12 protein-coding genes and 4 tRNA genes (1 of these 16 only partly in view) are annotated in these 17,018 nt (G+C 42.2%); 14 read left to right on the top strand and 2 right to left on the bottom strand.

Annotated features, from left to right (window positions below; all coding sequences use genetic code 11):
* Positions 1-79: 79 nt before the first annotated feature.
* Together pyrE and pyrF are read right to left on the bottom strand one after the other, a co-directional pair.
* The gene (gene pyrE, locus EO121_RS07070; RefSeq protein ID WP_126937743.1) at positions 80-667 is read right to left on the bottom strand and encodes an orotate phosphoribosyltransferase; all 588 of its coding nucleotides are present in this window, start codon (positions 665-667) and stop codon (positions 80-82) included.
* Positions 664-1,383, bottom strand: coding sequence for an orotidine-5'-phosphate decarboxylase (gene pyrF, locus EO121_RS07065; RefSeq protein WP_127161102.1), 720 nt, complete (start codon positions 1,381-1,383; stop codon positions 664-666). The genes pyrE and pyrF overlap by 4 nt, the downstream gene beginning before the upstream one ends.
* A 143-nt stretch (positions 1,384-1,526) precedes the next feature.
* On the opposite strand from pyrF, the gene EO121_RS07060 reads away from it, so the two are divergent.
* The 14 genes from EO121_RS07060 to EO121_RS06995 all read left to right on the top strand — a co-directional run.
* Positions 1,527-1,796 carry an ACT domain-containing protein gene (locus EO121_RS07060; protein ID WP_127161103.1) on the top strand — a complete coding sequence of 90 codons (270 nt, stop codon included), beginning with the start codon at positions 1,527-1,529 and terminating at the stop codon, positions 1,794-1,796.
* Between the two features lie 12 nt (positions 1,797-1,808).
* On the top strand, positions 1,809-3,167 hold the full coding sequence (locus EO121_RS07055; RefSeq protein ID WP_127167036.1) for a PFL family protein: 1,359 nt from the start codon (positions 1,809-1,811) through the stop codon (positions 3,165-3,167).
* A 65-nt stretch (positions 3,168-3,232) separates the two neighbouring features.
* The gene (locus EO121_RS07050) at positions 3,233-4,189 is read left to right on the top strand and encodes a 2-hydroxyacid dehydrogenase (protein ID WP_127167034.1); all 957 of its coding nucleotides are present in this window, start codon (positions 3,233-3,235) and stop codon (positions 4,187-4,189) included.
* Positions 4,190-4,340: 151 nt separating this feature from the next.
* Positions 4,341-5,414: an iron-containing alcohol dehydrogenase family protein gene (locus EO121_RS07045; protein ID WP_127167032.1), complete on the top strand. Its 1,074-nt coding sequence runs from the start codon at positions 4,341-4,343 to the stop codon at positions 5,412-5,414.
* A 316-nt stretch (positions 5,415-5,730) separates the two neighbouring features.
* Complete coding sequence (locus tag EO121_RS07040) at positions 5,731-6,927, top strand: P1 family peptidase (RefSeq protein ID WP_127167030.1); 1,197 nt, start codon at positions 5,731-5,733, stop codon at positions 6,925-6,927.
* 59 nt (positions 6,928-6,986) lie between these two features.
* Positions 6,987-7,062, top strand: a tRNA-Asn gene (locus tag EO121_RS07035).
* Between the two features lie 27 nt (positions 7,063-7,089).
* A tRNA-Lys gene (locus EO121_RS07030) sits at positions 7,090-7,165 on the top strand.
* A 12-nt stretch (positions 7,166-7,177) separates the two neighbouring features.
* Positions 7,178-7,252, top strand: a tRNA-Glu gene (locus EO121_RS07025).
* Between the two features lie 3 nt (positions 7,253-7,255).
* Positions 7,256-7,331, top strand: a tRNA-Val gene (locus tag EO121_RS07020).
* A 194-nt stretch (positions 7,332-7,525) separates the two neighbouring features.
* The gene (locus tag EO121_RS07015; protein ID WP_127167028.1) at positions 7,526-8,944 is read left to right on the top strand and encodes an LPO_1073/Vpar_1526 family protein; all 1,419 of its coding nucleotides are present in this window, start codon (positions 7,526-7,528) and stop codon (positions 8,942-8,944) included.
* A 163-nt stretch (positions 8,945-9,107) separates the two neighbouring features.
* Positions 9,108-9,365, top strand: coding sequence for a DUF3791 domain-containing protein (locus EO121_RS07010; protein WP_127167026.1), 258 nt, complete (start codon positions 9,108-9,110; stop codon positions 9,363-9,365).
* Positions 9,362-9,832, top strand: coding sequence for a DUF3990 domain-containing protein (locus EO121_RS07005; protein ID WP_127167024.1), 471 nt, complete (start codon positions 9,362-9,364; stop codon positions 9,830-9,832). Before EO121_RS07010 ends, EO121_RS07005 begins: the two co-directional genes overlap by 4 nt.
* Positions 9,829-10,050 carry a DUF3791 domain-containing protein gene (locus EO121_RS07000; RefSeq protein WP_127167022.1) on the top strand — a complete coding sequence of 74 codons (222 nt, stop codon included), beginning with the start codon at positions 9,829-9,831 and terminating at the stop codon, positions 10,048-10,050. The genes EO121_RS07005 and EO121_RS07000 overlap by 4 nt, the downstream gene beginning before the upstream one ends.
* A 570-nt stretch (positions 10,051-10,620) precedes the next feature.
* Positions 10,621-17,018, top strand: the start of a protein-coding gene (locus tag EO121_RS06995; protein ID WP_127167020.1) for a YadA-like family protein. Its footprint extends 23,314 nt past the window's final position; the window shows 6,398 of its 29,712 coding nt (coding positions 1-6,398); its start codon is at positions 10,621-10,623; the stop codon falls past the right edge of the window.

Below are 17,018 nucleotides of genomic sequence, written 5' to 3'. Positions count from 1 at the left end.
GAATGGCACCAACCATACATATGATTGGTGCCAAAGAAGACTCGTAGGGTGAATACCCCAACATTTGACAGAGAGCCTTTTATTTAATATGTTTACTACCACGTTCTGTCATTGGTGTGCCATTTTGGCAAAGTGGGCATGCATCAGCCTCAAATGTTGGTACAGTTAAGTTCAACAAGGCTTGTACTTTTTCATTTGGTACGCCAAAGTCTGCTTTACCACCGCTGCGGTTGACAAGAAGACCTACGCCTACAATTTCGCCGCCAGCTTCGTTCACTACATCAACTACTTCACGTACGGATCCGCCTGTGGTTACGATGTCTTCTACGATGAGAACACGTTGTCCTTTTTCAATGCGGAATCCACGGCGTAATGTCATTTTACCTTTTTCTCGTTCTGTAAAAATAGCACGAGTGCCTAAGGCTTTACCTACTTCGTGAGCTAACAAGATACCACCGGTCATAGGCCCGATGACAAGTTCTACGTTTTGGTCTTCAAAACGACGAGCTAATTCTTGGCATAATTGTTCTGTATATTTTGGATGGGATAAGACATTGAACTTTTCTACATACATTGGACTGTGAAGACCAGATGTTAACAAGAAATGTCCTTCTAAAATAGCTTGTGTGTCGATTAATAATTGTTTTACATTCTCTTCTGTCATCATTTTTGAACTGTCTCCATTTCCTCAACAATTAAACGAACTGCTTCTTGTGGATTTTCTGCTTGTGTAATTGGTCGTCCTACCACAATGCGAGACGCTCCATCTTGTAAAGCACTGCTTGGCGTAGCAATACGCTTTTGGTCGTTAGTAGCCGCAAAAGATGGGCGGATACCTGGTGTGACGATTAAAAAATCTTCTCCGCAAGCTTCACGAATGAGTTTTGCTTCTAATGGAGAAGCGACAACGCCATCTACGCCAGCTTCTTTGGCTAGCTTTGCTAATGTTACGACATGGTCTGAAATAGGTAAAGACCCACCAATGGCGGACCAATTTTCATCATCAAAGCTGGTTAGGGCTGTAATCGCCAATAGTTTAGGACGCTCAATGCCTAGTTCAGCAGCTTGTTCTTTGGCGGCTTTCATAGCGGCTTCCATCATCACTTTGCCACCTTGACTGTGGATAGTGATTAATTTTGCTCCTAAACGAGTTAATGATTTAATACCATGGGCTACCGTATTTGGAATGTCATGTAATTTTAAATCAAGAAATACGGATTTATTGTGGTCCCGTAAATATGCTACAGTTTGTTCACCTGCTGCATAAAATAATTCCATGCCAACTTTATAATAGCTGACGGAATCGCCTAAGGATGTTACGATGGATTGCATCGCCTCCAGTGAGGACACATCTAAGGCTACAATTAAACGATCATCTGCCATAGGAACCTCCTTGTTTCACAAATCGTACTATTATTTCATAGTTTATAGTGAAAGTCAAGAACTTTATATATTCATTGAAATTTGAATGACTATAATTTATAATGAAACTAAAATTGGATACGTATTTGATAGGAGATGAAAGTATGAAATTAGTTGTGACAGTGGTAGGGCAAGACAGAGTAGGTATTATTGCGGGAGTTACCCGTGTGTTAGCAGACAATGAAGTAAATGTAGTGTCCATTAACCAAACTATTTTGGATGGTATTTTTAATATGATCATGATGTGTGAAGTCAGTGACTCCGCCGATTTAAGTGGTATCCAAAAAGCATTAATAGCAGAAGGTGACCGCTTAGGTGTTCAAATTTTAGCGCAAAATGCAGCCATCTTTTTAAGTATGCATCGTGTGGGATAAGCGAGGGTACCTATGTTAAGTATAGAAAATATTTTAGAAACGAATCGGATGATTCAAGATAATAAGTTAGATGTGCGGACCATAACCATGGGGATTAGTCTATTAGGATGTATCTCTGAAGATGGAGATCGTATGTGCGCTCGTATTTACGACCATATTACGAAGGAAGCAGAATATTTAGTGAAAACAGGGGAAGATTTAGAGCGTGAACTAGGAGTACCTATTATTAATAAACGTATTTCTGTGACACCAATTTCTTTAATTGGTGGTGCCTCCAACTTACCCAACTATGTGTCCATCGCTCGTGCCTTAGATCAAGCAGCAAAAGCAGTAGGTGTAAATTTTATCGGCGGTTTTTCTGCTTTAGTATCGAAAGGGTATACAGAGGGAGATCGCAAGCTCATAGCTTCCATTCCTGAAGCGTTAGCGACAACAGATATCGTGTGTAGCTCCGTAGGTATTGGTTCTACAAAGGCAGGCATCAATATGGATGCAGTGGCTGACATGGGACACATTGTGAAAGAAACAGCCCGTCTCACAGCCGATAGAGATGCTTTGGGTTGTGCGAAGCTAGTGATTTTCTGCAATCCTGTAGAAGATAATCCGTTCATGGCAGGGGCTTTCCATGGTGTCACAGAAGGTCAGACAACCATTAGTGTTGGCGTCAGTGGTCCTGGAGTAGTAAAACATGCTTTGGAATCTGTAAAAGGTGAACCATTTGATGTAGTAGCGGAAACGATTAAACGGACAGCTTTCAAAATTACTCGTGTGGGACAATTAGTAGCACAAGAGGCATCACGTAGATTGAATAAACAATTTGGTATTATCGATATTTCTTTAGCACCCACACCTGCCGTAGGGGACTCTGTAGCACATGTGCTAGAAGAAATGGGGTTAGAAGCGTGCGGTACCCATGGTACTACGGCAGCTTTGGCCTTGTTGAACGATGCTGTGAAAAAAGGTGGCCTTATGGCATCTTCTCACGTAGGTGGATTAAGTGGTGCTTTCATTCCTGTCAGTGAAGATAAGGGCATGATTGATGCGGTTACATTAGGCAGTTTGTCCTTAGATAAATTAGAAGCTATGACTTGTGTTTGCTCTGTGGGATTAGATATGATTGCTGTACCGGGAGATACCTCAGCAGCGACGATTTCTGCAATTATTGCGGACGAGGCGGCTATTGGCATGATTAATAATAAAACGACAGCGGTACGACTCATTCCAGTGCCGAATAAAACCGTAGGGGATATCGTAGAGTTTGGCGGGCTCTTGGGATATGCACCGATTATAAAAGTACATCCATTTAGTTCAGAAGAGTTCATTCGTCGTGGTGGGCGTATTCCGGCGCCAGTCCGTAGTTTGACAAATTAATGAGTCTAAGCCATAGGGAATCTTCCCTAGTAGTTGCATGTTATAGAATATAGTGAGGTAAGGTTATGAAACAAATTTGTGTCATGGAACCATTAGGCGTATCCGAAGAATTATTACAATCCTTAGCAGAGCCATTCAAGGATCAAGGCTATGAACTGGTTGTGCATGGTACGAAGGAAACGGACCAAGTAAAGCTGTTGGACCGTGTTCGTGAAGCTTCCATCATTATCATGGCGAACCAACCTTTGTCTGGTGAGATTATTCGGCAATGTCCAAACTTAGAGTTTATATCTGTGGCTTTCACAGGGGTGGACCATGTGGATTTGGATGCATGCCGTGAGAAAGGTATCGTTGTGAGCAATGCAGCAGGTTATTCTACACAAGCCGTAGCAGAGTTAGTGTTTGGTCTTGCTATTTCTGTCATGCGCAATGTATTGCCTTGCGATGGACGTACACGGACAGGTGGCACTAAAGATGGACTGCCTGGATTTGAACTGCACGGCAAAACCTTTGGTGTCGTAGGCATGGGGGCAATCGGTAGTGCAGTGGCACGCATTGCAAAAGCATTTGGGTGCAAGGTCATCGCCTATAACCGTTCAGAAAAACCTGAACTAGCGGCAGAAGGGATTACTTTTACAGACCTAGACACAGTAGTACAAGAAGCAGATATTCTCTCCTTACATGTGCCATTGACGGATGCAACTCGCCATTTAATCGATGCGAAACGCATTGATATGATGAAAGATACAGCCGTGTTAATCAATACGGCGCGTGGACCTGTGGTGGATAACGAAGCTTTGGCGAAAGCCTTGCATGCCGGTAAATTACGTGGCGCAGGCATTGATGTATTTGAAGTAGAACCACCAATCCCTACAGATCATCCATTATGCGATGCACCTCGTACAGTATTAACGCCGCACATTGCCTTTGCTAGCCAAGAAGCCTTTGTCACACGGGCTCACATCGTGATGGATAATATTGTGGCATTCCTAAAAGGGGAACCTATGAATCGGGTGTGCTGAGATATTCATAGAAATCACATATAACCATAGCACTATATATACACATCTCCTATAGTGATTGCAATTTCCTTTCAATCGTCCTATAATACTTTGTATTACGTTTTAACATACAATGGTACGCCCTAAATGGACTCATAGAAAGGATGATTGGATGAGACCTGTACATACATTACCAAGCTATAGCTTTGGAGGACACGAAATTTTTGACACCATAGGAGAGTATACGAAACAGTTAGGCAAGAAAACTGTTATTATCGGTGGAGATACATCGTTATCTGTGGCATTACCTTTGTTGCAACCGGCCTTAGAACAAGCAGGGGTTGAGGTGCTAGAAGTGGTGCATTTTGGCGGTGAATGTGCATACGCAGTAACGAATGAGTTGGCAAAAAAAGAATCCTTGCAAGCAGCAGATTTTCTTATCGGTGTGGGCGGTGGTAAAGCCCTAGATACGACGAAATTAACGAGTATTGAATTAGGGGATATTCCTGTCATCACAGTGCCTACTATTGCAGCTACCTGTGCGGCTACATCGGAGGCGATTGCCATTTATACTTTGGACCATACCTTTGATAGCGTAGCCTTCCTAAAACGTCCTGCAGTGCATACATTCATTGATGCAGACATTTTGGTGAAAGCCCCAAGTCAATATTTCTGGGCAGGTATGGGTGATACCATAGCGAAGCATTATGAAACGCATATGGCCACACGTGGTCGTGATTTGTCTTACAATGTACAAGTAGGCTTATCCTTGTCTAAGATGTGTGCGGAACCAATTTTTGCTCATGGTCGTGAAGCCCTTACGGCTAATGAAAAGGGAGAGCGTAACCGCCTTTTTGATGAATTGGTGATGGCCGTTGTACTGACCACAGGTATTGTATCTGGTTGCATGCCAGGAGATTTCAATAGTACCATTGCTCATGCTGTGTGTTATGGTTGCGCTGAAGATCCTCATACGGAAGAACACCACCTTCACGGCGAAATGGTTGCCTATGGCTTATTAGTGTTGTTTGCAGCAGACAAGCAAGATGACGAGTTAAGTCGCTGGTTGCCAGTGTATCGTCAAATTGGGTGGCCTACGAAACTTTCAGACATGGGATTAACCACAGAGCATATCCCGATGATCGTGAAAAAAGCAGCCTCCGTTCGTGATGTGGTCATCAGCCCGTATGTAGTAACAGAAGAATTATTGACTGAAGCGATTTTGAAAGTAGAAGCACATAACTAATCATCAACAGGTATCTCTAGTAGAAAGAGGTACCTGTTTGTGCTATGATGAGGGTATGTTTAGTCTATATATTAGAATGGCATGGCGTATGTTAGGAACTTGAGTCAGATTGTGGGACCTATAAAATACTGGTGGTAGATATACAGGTGATGCTTGTTAGTAGAAAGGTTTAAATTCCATAGGATTGATATCTAATGTAGGTAAATTGAAAAGCAGTCTAACAAGCGAATCTAATGAAATTACAATCCAAAGTAGACAGTTTGTACACCTTTAGGATACTAAGCGCAAGAACGAGAAAAAGGAGCAGTGAACGGCGATGGAACGAATATCATGGAATGACATAGACTTTGTAAAGGTAGGAAATGCTACAGATACGATAGGTAAAACGGGTTTGACCGTATTGCGCTTTCCTGATGGTGCACAAGGGGGGCTGTACATTAGTGGAGGTGGTCCTGCGGCCCGTGAAAGCGGTGTCCTAGATCCGACGACAGCGCCAACGCCGGTGAATGCCTTGGTCTTAGGTGGAGGATCCGCCTTTGGGCTATGTGCCAGCGATGGTATCATGCAATCCTTAGAAGCACGGAATATTGGCTTTCCTACAGCCTATGGTGTAGTACCCATCGTTTGTCAAAGTGATATTTACGATTTATCCTATGGCAATCCGAAGGCACGTCCTACGGTAGAGATGGCCCGTGATGCTTGTGAAAGGACTTTCACAAGTACAGAACCTGTGTCTGGCAATGTGGGGGCTGGTACAGGGGCGACCGTAGGCAAGGTGTGCGGCATGGAACGGGCTATGAAGGGCGGTATCGGTTATGCGGCGGCGAAACTAGGGAACCTCGTAGTGGGCGCCGTCGTGGTGGTGAATGCCTTCGGTAATGTGTATGATCGTCATGGACATGCCCTAGGGGGCGTCATGGACGAAGGGCGCCAGAACATATTGGATGCTTGTCAGCTGATGTTTGACCAATATGAAGGAATTAGTGAAAGTAAACCTATGTTAGGTACATCTGTGATATCTAGCGAGGGGAATGATTCGTTACAGGATGGTCATTCCCAATGTGAAACGGTCCTAGGTATGGAAAAAGGAAATACTACCATCGGTGCTATCGTGACGAATGCTGCCTTTCATAAAGGTGAACTAACCAAGATTGCTATGATGGCTACTAATGGCTATGCACGGTCCATTCGACCTGTAGGAACCCTGTCTGATGGAGACACCATCTATGCGTTTTCAGTGGATACTGAAAGCATGAGAGGCAGTGGCGGTACACATTGTGCTAGTACAGCAGTTGATGCAGAGGATGGAAATGGTGTTGCCCATTGTGAACATTCTGTTGCCAGTGAAAGCGTATGTAGCACAAGTAGGCCTATAGTAGCTGATGTGAATGTGGTAGGCACCTTGGCAGCTGAGCTAATGAGTGAAGCTATCGAAGATGCTATGCAATCTAGCAAGCTAGATAATTCCGAGTTTTTAGCGAATATAATGGATTTACACGAAGTGAAAATTTAAAATATATAAAAAATACTTGCATTTTATATGAAAGTGCTATATAATAACTCTTGTATTATTCCTCGATAGCTCAGCAGGTAGAGCAATCGGCTGTTAACCGATCGGTCGTAGGTTCGAGTCCTACTCGAGGAGCCAACTTACTTTCGGTTAGTACACTATCATGACCCACTAGCTCAGTTGGCAGAGCACCTGACTTTTAATCAGGGTGTCCCGCGTTCGAGTCGCGGGTGGGTCACCACTTACACAACATGGCCCGTTGGTCAAGCGGTTAAGACACCGCCCTTTCACGGCGGTATCGGGGGTTCGATTCCCCCACGGGTCACCATATGGACGATTAGCTCAGCTGGGAGAGCGCCTGCCTTACAAGCAGGATGTCGGCAGTTCGATCCTGTCATCGTCCACCACACTAGGAACTATCTTCGGATAGTTCCTTTTTTGCTTGCTGCAGTTTTGGTGTGACTTATACAAGGCACTTTTATTGATTCCTAATCAATAGATGTAGAAGATTTTGAAGAATGCCTTAGACCACTTTCAAATCTCAACGTAAATAGGTATAATAAAAGAAGTATACATGCATTTATGAATTGGAGGACTTCCCATGGACGGATTGATACAACTTTCATTACAATATGGACCTTACGTGGTCGTGGTAGGCGTCGTGTTGTTATTTTTACTATGTTGCTATTTCTTGTTTCGGGATGGTAAAAGTAACAAGAAACACGCAGAGCAGCCGGTATCAAATTATGAAGAATATTATGAAGAGCGGAGACGGAACTTTCAGAATCCGTATGCTGTAAAAGAAGAATCTGAGACGAATGACACAATCTGGGAAGAGATGAACCCTAGTGATTACACCATGCCGTTGCCAGCAGTGGATGCGACAGATTGGAATGAATCCCAAGGCGTTGTATCCAAAGAATTAGTGCGTGCTGTTAGTGAACAACCCCTAGAGGAGGCGGACGATGCGACACGGATTATGCCAAAGATTACAGAAGAATTGATGAGCGAAGAACCGACCGCAGACGAACCAGTGGCGGAAGAAACCGTGGCGACTGCATTCGTTAGCATCGTAGATAAAGCTGTGGCACAGTACGTAGCGGCCTTTGGTATTCTGAATCCAACATCAGAAACGACGGCAAAATACATCACAGAATACGTGTTCTCTCAATTGGGCGCCGAATCGGAAGAAGAAATCGCCACATTGTTGGAAAATATTGCTGTCCAAGAAGCGTTGTTGCAAGTGCAAAAAGCGTATGTTACGAACCCAACAGAGTGGTTACGAGACATGCTAGCAGATGCCTTCCGAGATGTGGTAAAACGACCACAATCCAGTACTTGGTACTTGGTGGCAGTGGATGCCTTGAAATGCTTGGTGAATATGCAAAAAGGTCATTTACAAGCCTTGGCATTAGCCTTAATCGTGCAATATTCTAAAAATTCTAACAACTATTCCTTGGAAAATTTCCAACACTATGTAGAAAAATATTTAGAGCCATTACTTAGCGAATTGCCAACTCGTGAAGACATGTACCAACAATTAGAGTACTTGCGTTGTACATCGTCCGCAGGAGAAGTGCGATTTGAGCAAATTTTGCGTAACTCCTATCCGTTGGTCTTTGAATACCGTGGCTTTACCATGGAAGAGTTAGAATATGTTATGCAACATGCGCCGGTACGTACATCCATTACCGTGCCGAGCCTCAACTCGAACTTGCTAAAATTGTCAGCTGTTGACGAATACATGTTGCCAAACTTATTCCAACGAGCAGGCATTACTGATCAAGACACACAGCAGGCGTTGACAGGGTTAGCTTTTAGCCGAGCCTTTGACTGGGACAACACATCCTTCGAGGACGTACTAGAATACATTTCCCCAGTCTTGCTAGACCTGTGCCAAACCTATAATCGCATCCCATTGTGCCGACTCAACTTGACACTATTGGGGCTTTACCTAGGCCGTAGCATGGTGAAAGCAACCATTCACGAGGACTTTGATATCTCTCCTTGGTTTAGTTAATGACAAGATAATACAGTGAAAGACATTCACCCAATACAGATGTTAGGTCTGGTTGGGTGAACTTTTTATATCTTGACACTCCCTAGGGGGAACCCTATAATGACAGTATAGGACGAGGTCAGTGGGCAAGAGCAGGCTGACCATTTTTTATAAGGATATAAAGATGAATCGATATATAGACACCGGCGTTGATACGAATGCGCAAGAGTTTAAAGCACTGGAGTTTGCTGTGTTCTGTATAGAAAACGTAGCAAAAGAACTAGTGGTAGATGGAACTGCGGCCTACGACATGTTGGCAGTGCAAACAGATATATTGCAAAACTATATCATACCTTGTTATGACGTGTTACATACGCAGGGGAAGGAATATATTGTAAATGATTTGATAGACATGCTGAAAGCTAAGGGGGTTAGCTTATGAGGGTATATCATGGATCATATGTAGCGGTGATGAATCCAGACTTGATACATTCTCGAGAGAATGTAGATTTTGGAAAGGGATTTTATACAACACCTATCTATGAGCAAGCTGAACAATGGGCAAGGCGTTTTCGTAAACAGAATAAGAAGGGGATTGTGTCTGAATATTACTTTGATGAAAGTACCCTTTCAGATGTAAAGGTATTAAGATTTAAAAGTTATTCTGAAGAGTGGCTAGATTTCGTTTTGCAATGTCGCACCTGTAAAGATACAACAGATTACGATATAGTGATAGGTGGAGTTGCCAATGATCGAGTGTTTAACACGGTAGAACTCTATTTTGATGGACTGATTGATAAAACAGAAGCCATTAAACGATTGATGTATGAAGAGACTAACTTACAAATTACGTTTAGGACAGAAAAGGCGTTGTCGAAATTGGTGTTTGAAAGAAGTGTGGAAGTATGAGGGCGCATCCAGTATTGTTGCAGAAAAAGTATGCTAGAATTATAGCTTTATTGGCTGAAAGATTATCGATTACGACTATGCGCGCTTTGGACTTGTTTTATCATTCGGATACTTATGCACTGATGCGAGAAGGTGTTGCAGATATGCATTGTAGGTCTGACCTATATTTAGTGGATGAAATTGTCGATGAGTTGCAAGGTGTAAGAACAATAGAATAGTGAAGTATAAGACGTTCACCCAATACAGATGTAAGGTCTGGTTGGGTGAACTTTTTTGTTATCAATGTGATTGTGAAAGTGATTGTAAATGTGGTTGCATTTGTCAATGTATTCAATTGTTTTTCTTATAATTATCATAAGTTATATTAATAAATGGGGGGGGGTAAGAGGAGAAAGATGAAGAGAAGATGAATAAAATTATAGTTCTTCATCTTCTCTTCATAAAAGTGAGCAAATAACGGAATTATAATTCAACAATTTGAAGTTTTATGCTATTTTTTAACGGAAAATGCTATAAAACTCTAGTGTTTTAGTGTATAATAAAAACTAATGATTAAAATTTTTTTTACTAGACTGTGCTATGTTGTGTGAACGCATGACGATATATTTGCTTATAAATGGCAAATGATTGTCGCGTGAGTGTAATGATAAAGTTACGTATCGTATATCTACAATTCGTAATGACTAGCATAGATGAAACAAAGGATACGACTCTCTAATCGTGGAAGTTTACAAAATTGTGAACACAAGTGTTAGAGTTGAAGGTATAGTTATGTGCGTGGAGGTTGTATGAAATCGAGCCAAATATTTTTAGAATGTGAACGCTTTCTGAAACGAGCATTAAAGGACAAAGGCCAGTATACCAAAGGGGCTGTTATTGCATTCTTGATTACAGGTGGCATTGGAGTTAGTGTGCCTAGTACAGTGCATGCGGTAATTCCGCCTGCTTTATTGGGGTTAGCATTTGAACAAGCTGGCAGGGCAAAAGGTGACCTGTATAGTACTGATACTAATGTGATAACTGAGAAAATTTTAAATAAAACACCAGGTGAGTTGAATCTTACGATACGTGATTTGTATAGTTTGTTCTATCATACACCGCTGGCAACAAAGTCAACTGACTTCTATGGAACGCAAGACCCAAACAATCCAAAGAGTAAACCATTGAATGTAAACCGTGGGTATGTGACCTATGAAGGAGCCAATATTACAGGTGGTGAAAATACCTTTGTTCGAGGTTCTGGAGCAATAGCACTAGGTGGTGCTTCAAAAGCTGACGGAACGGGTACCGTTGCGATTGGTCAATACTCAGATGCCTCATCTAAGATAAACGGATATGATAGCCAAAGTGGATATACATACGCACCTGGGATTTCAGATAATGTAGCGATTGGTTTTAGATCTGAATCTCATGCTGATTATACTGTTGCACTAGGTGCTAAAGCGGCAGCTAATGAATCGGGTAGTAATGCTCTTGGATATAATACACAAGCTACAGGTAAATCATCTCTAGCTATTGGTTATAATACATTTGCGAATACAAAGGCGAGTGCAACTAATAATTTAGAGAGTACAATTAAAGGCCTTACTGGCTCTCTTAGTCCTGAATCCATTACACAAGTCAATGAATATTATGCTAAATTGGCAGATTTTGTAGAGGCTCAAAAAAATTATGACGCGGCCGTTGCAGCGAAGGATACTGCTAATATACAAAAGTACTCTAATCAGGTGAGACAATATAGAAACGAGGTAAGCGCTAAAAAGACCGCATTAGATAAAATTCCTGGTGTTAAAGACCTTATAAATTCTACAGGCGTTGAGAGTAATGACACGGAATTAAAAAAAGCTCTTGAAACACAAGGCGGCGTTTCTAATCTTATTAATAAATCCTTGAATGAAGGACTTGGAACAAACCTTAAGAATGACCCTAAAAAAGCGGCTGAAAAATTAAACCTAGGTGTTCATAAAGATCATATTGAAAACCCTGCAGATCCTGCGAATGATTTTAGGGAGATTACCGCTAAAGATGGTGATAATGCAATAGCTATTGGTAACTATACATCAGCTACAGGAAATGCAAGTATTGCACAAGGGGTAGGTGCTTATACGAAAGCAGATGCAAGTATTGCTATGGGTTCGTTGGCATATGTTGCTAAAAACGCAGACCAATCTATTGCTGTTGGTACTGGGGCTCAATCGCATGCGGCAAATTCTGTTGCATTAGGGGTTCGTACCTCGACATATGGAGCAGGCGATGTAGCCATTGGTAACAGATCAACAGTATTAGGCGATGCATCCGTAGGCATTGGTTTTAATACCACTGTATTATCCAGTAGCGGTACCGCAATCGGTAAAACTAGCCGTATTGGGGGAGATTCTACACGGTCTATTTCAATAGGTGAACAAGCAAATATTGGGAATAATGCATCTAACAGTATTGCAATAGGGTATGATACCAATGTTAGTGATGGCTCGAAGAACTCAATAGCCTTAGGCTCGCAAGCAAAAGCCCAAGCAGAAAATAGTATGTCTTTTGGTTACAATGCTAATTCTGGTCTGGGTGCGGCCAACAGTATTACGATTGGTAATGAGGCTAACAACTATGCATCCAATGCTCTAGTATTGGGTACATCAGCAGGCGTTTCTACAGGTTCTGAAGGAGGCATTTCTATTGGTAAAAGCTCTCATGTAACCGGCGTGAATACGATTGCATTAGGTACAAAAGCGACTGTTACGGGCACAAACTCAATTGTTATTGGTAATAATGCTACAGGTGGTACTAGCGCTAAGGGCGTAGATAGTGCGGTTGTTATTGGTGAAAATGCTAAGGCTTCAAATAGTAACTCTATCGTACTAGGACATAACTCTACTGATAAATATGAAGGATCTACACCGAAATTAAAACCGGGTGTCAAACCATATGACAATTTACCACCAGAAGAAAAGTATGTATATAATGCTGATGGATCCGTCGTTTTAGAGTATAAAAAAGATGCTATGGAGGTTCCTTCCTATTTACCACGTAATTCTGAGTTAGGAAAAACGTTAGCAGGCTTAGATAAGCAGGGGCTTGGTGTGGTGTCCGTAGGCGGTGGCGAAGTTGAGATTACTAACGCAGAAGGAAATAAAGTAACGGTACCTACTCTCCGCCGTATTACCAATGTGGCACCAGGTGCATTAGATACAGATGTAGTAACAGTAGCGCAATTACGTGCATGGCGTGATACAGATCCTCATTTCTTGTCTGTGAATAATATAGAAAAATTAAATGAACGCTCCACTGCAGAGGTCGGTTTAGCTGCGGATGGCGACACTATTGAAAATCGTAATTCGAACTATCAAAATGATCAAGCCTTAGCTTTGCAGAGTATGGCCTTAGGCAAATATGCAAAAGTTGATAATAAAGCACTTTCAGCAATTGCTATTGGTACAGGATCTGGTGCATATGGTCAATATTCTATCGGGCTTGGTTCGACTGTGTATGCTGGTGGGCAACAATCCATTGCGATAGGTTCAGTTGCGAAATCTCGTGGACAGAACTCTATAGCGATGGGGTTAAACGCTGAGGCTGTTGGCAAAGACGCCATGTCAGTAGGTGCATTGTCTAATGCAAGAGAAGCAGGGGCATTGGCGATAGGTGGCAACTCCGATGCGAGAAAAATGGAGTCTATTGCCTTTGGCCGTACCGCATTTGCTAATGGAACAAGTGGTATTGCGATTGGTAAAGCCGCCAAAACTGGTTTAGCTATTGATGATAAAGATAAAGATGTTCCAGATGGACAATGGACAGGAACTCGTACTGTTGCGATTGGTGAATCTGCAGAAGCACGACGAGATCAAGATATTGCCATCGGTTACAATTCAGTGACAAAAGCTGGAGATGGTGTATCCATTGGTTCTGTGGCAAAAACTAATGGGGAAAACTCAATTGCTATCGGTTCTAATGCTCTGGTAGAAGTAGCTGAGAATAAACGTGCTGGTACCAATAGTATTGCTATGGGTCGTTATGCGAAAGCCCTAGAAAAAGAAGTCGTTGCTATTGGTACAGAGGCTAAAGCAACAGCTGATAGTGGTGTTGCCATCGGTAAAAGTTCTCAAGTTTCAAGCTCCAATAGTGTTGCCTTAGGTAGAGAGGCGAAGGCTCAAGGCGGAAATAGTATTGCTATCGGTTATCAAGCTAGCACTGAGTTAGATGGAAGTAATAACTGGCAAGCTGTGGCTGTTGGTCAAGGTGCTAAGGCAAAACATCAAAATACAACAGCTATAGGCGGATATGCGCAAGCCTATAGTCAACATTCTACGGCAGTTGGTGCAGATGCTAAGGTTGAAAAAAGTGCAACAGGCGGGGCTTCTTTTGGTAAAGGTGCCACTGTATCTGCCGTAAATGGACTTGCGTTAGGTTATAGCGCGAGTGCAGCTGTAGCAGGTTCCGTCGCACTTGGTTCTGAATCCGTAGCAGGAGCAGCAGCAGGCACAAAAGGATGGGACCCAGCTGCAGGCCGTGTGAATAATCATACAACTGCTGTATCTGGTGCGGCAGCTTCTCTGTCTGGCTTGGGATCTGTTTCTATCGGTGCTAGTGGTAAAGAGCGACAAATTACAAATTTAGCAGCAGGTTCAAATGATACAGATGCGGTAAACGTAGCTCAATTGAAAGCTGTGAACTTGCAAATTGCTGGTAATACTACAGCAACGGCAGGTGCTGACGTACGTTTGCATAACCAAACATTAAATGTAGTAGGCGATGGTACCTATCTAACATCGAATGCGGCTGGTAATACAATCACTATGGATTTGACGCAGTCTATAAAAAATAAAATCAATAGTATATTTGTTACTAGCTTTACAGGTGATCAAGGGTCTAAAGTAACACCAACCGCAACTAGTAATACCGTGAACGTAACGGGTAAAAAATTTACAACTAATTCTGAGCCTAATTCTATATGGGCAGATGGTGGCGTTCGTTATGAAACTGGTAATATAGGTACTTTCACTACAGGAAATACAGTTGCTATTGGAATGCGCCCTGAATTAAAATCGAAAAGCTTTACTGCTTATAAATATGACGGCAATAATCAAACTGGAGAAGCAGGTCCATCCATTTCCTACAATGGCATCAACATGAATGATAAGCCAATCACGAATCTTCAAGCAGGGGTTAACCCTAATGATGCTGTCAATAAATCGCAATTAGATGCTATCACATGGAATTTAGGAGCTAAGGGTGCTGATGGTAATATTAACCGAGTGGCGCCAAGTACTGATACGAATAAACGTATTGACCTAGTAGGAGATGGCGGTATTTCTGTAACGGCTAGTGGTAGCACAGTAACGATTAGTGGTAGCAAAATTTTAGATTCTATGCCAGTGGTGTACACAGATGCAGCAGGCAATCGTGTGTATAAACATACAGATGGTAAGTTCTATACAACGGAAAATCCACCAGCTGGTACAAAACCGGTAGCAGATGTTCAAGCCCGTTTAGTAAACACAGCCCCTGGAGCGGGTAAAACAGCGACAACAGATGCGACTGTATTCAATAATGTTAAGTCTGTCATCGAAAAACAAGGCGTCACTGGTAATACAGCTCCAACGTTTACAGATCGTTTAAGTGTAGCAGCTACGAATAACCCTACGGCAGCGGTGAACGTAAAAGATTTAAATAGTACTGTGGCTGATTTAAAAAATAAAGAACTACATATTACGCCAATGGAGTATACTCCTAAAGCAAATGGTGATGTTACTTTATCCTATTCCGATGGTAATGGAAGCGTTGTACCTAATACAACAGCGACTATCAAAGGTGTAGCGAAAAACGACTTATCTAACATTACAGATGCAGGTAAAAAAGTTATCACTGGTCTAGGCACGACAGTTACTGCTGGTAAAAATATTACGGTAACTGCAACTACAGATAACACAACGGGTCAAAAATCTTACGCCATAGTTGCAGCAGATCAAGTAGAATCTGTTGTAAAAGCAACTGCAGCTACTGATGACGAAAACATTGCAGAAGTAAAACCAGTGACTGGCGCTCAAGATGCAGCTAACACAAAATATGGTGTAGGTGTATCTAAGAAAAAAGTAGCTGAAATCGCTCAAGGTGCAGTGGAAGTAAAACCTGCTGATAATGCAGATAATGTTCATGTAACACCAGATACAACTACACCTGGTAAAACAATCTACAAAGTATCTGTAGATAAAACAAAATTAGCAGTTGGTACGAATACAACGGTAGGTGGTACGGGTACAGAAACTGATCCATATAAAGTCAATGTACAAGGCGACTTAAATAAAATTTCTTCCATTACAAATGAAGTAGGTAATGGTAAAGTAGCTTTCGGTGCGAATGGTGTATCTACTTTCAGTAGCGGAACTGCTGGAGATAAAACTGTTACTATTAATGGCAAAGAAGGTAAAGTTGTTGTTGGCAATAACGGAAAACCTGTTACTATTGACGGCAGTACAGGTCATGTGACTGGCTTGCAAAATACAGAGTGGACTGTAGGTACGACAACACCAGTATCTGGCCGAGCAGCTACGGAAGACCAATTGAAACATGTTAGCGATGCTGTTGATGGTAAAGCTGATAAAACTGCATTATGGGACTTAGGCGTTGTAGCGACAGATGGTACATCAGAAAAAGTAACACCTCAAGCCGTGGAAGGTGACAACAAGCGCATTAACTTGAAAGGTGAAAATGGTGTCACTGTAACGGCTGCTGGTGGTACGATTACCATCAAGGGCGAACAACAAGATTCCATTGTAGTCTATACGGATGCAGCAGGTAATCGTGTGTATAAACATACAGATGGCAAGTACTATACAACGAAAGAACCTGTAGCAGGAAGAGATACGGCTGTGACGGATGTGAGAACTCGTCTGGTAGATGCTAACGGTAGTACAACCTCCGGCAATAACTTTGCACCTACGTTGTCAAATGTAGGTTCAAGTATTAATAAAGTGGCAGCGCCTGCTGGTGCTAATGCAACGTATACAGATAAATTAGCAGAAGCAGCAAAAACTACTCCTACTGGTGCTGTTAATGTGTACGATTTGAATATGACTGCAAAAGACTTGAAAGCTCAAGAACGTCATGTCAAACCAGGTGAGTATACATTTGGAACAACGGATGCGACAAAAGATATTATCGAGATGCCATATGTGGATGGGACAGGTAGGGATAC

Origin of the sequence: Veillonella sp. CHU732, from assembly GCF_003992085.1 — a bacterium.
Taxonomy (GTDB): domain Bacteria; phylum Bacillota; class Negativicutes; order Veillonellales; family Veillonellaceae; genus F0422.
Note: the sequence above shows the minus strand (reverse complement) of the source record. Positions and strands in the feature narration are given on the sequence as shown.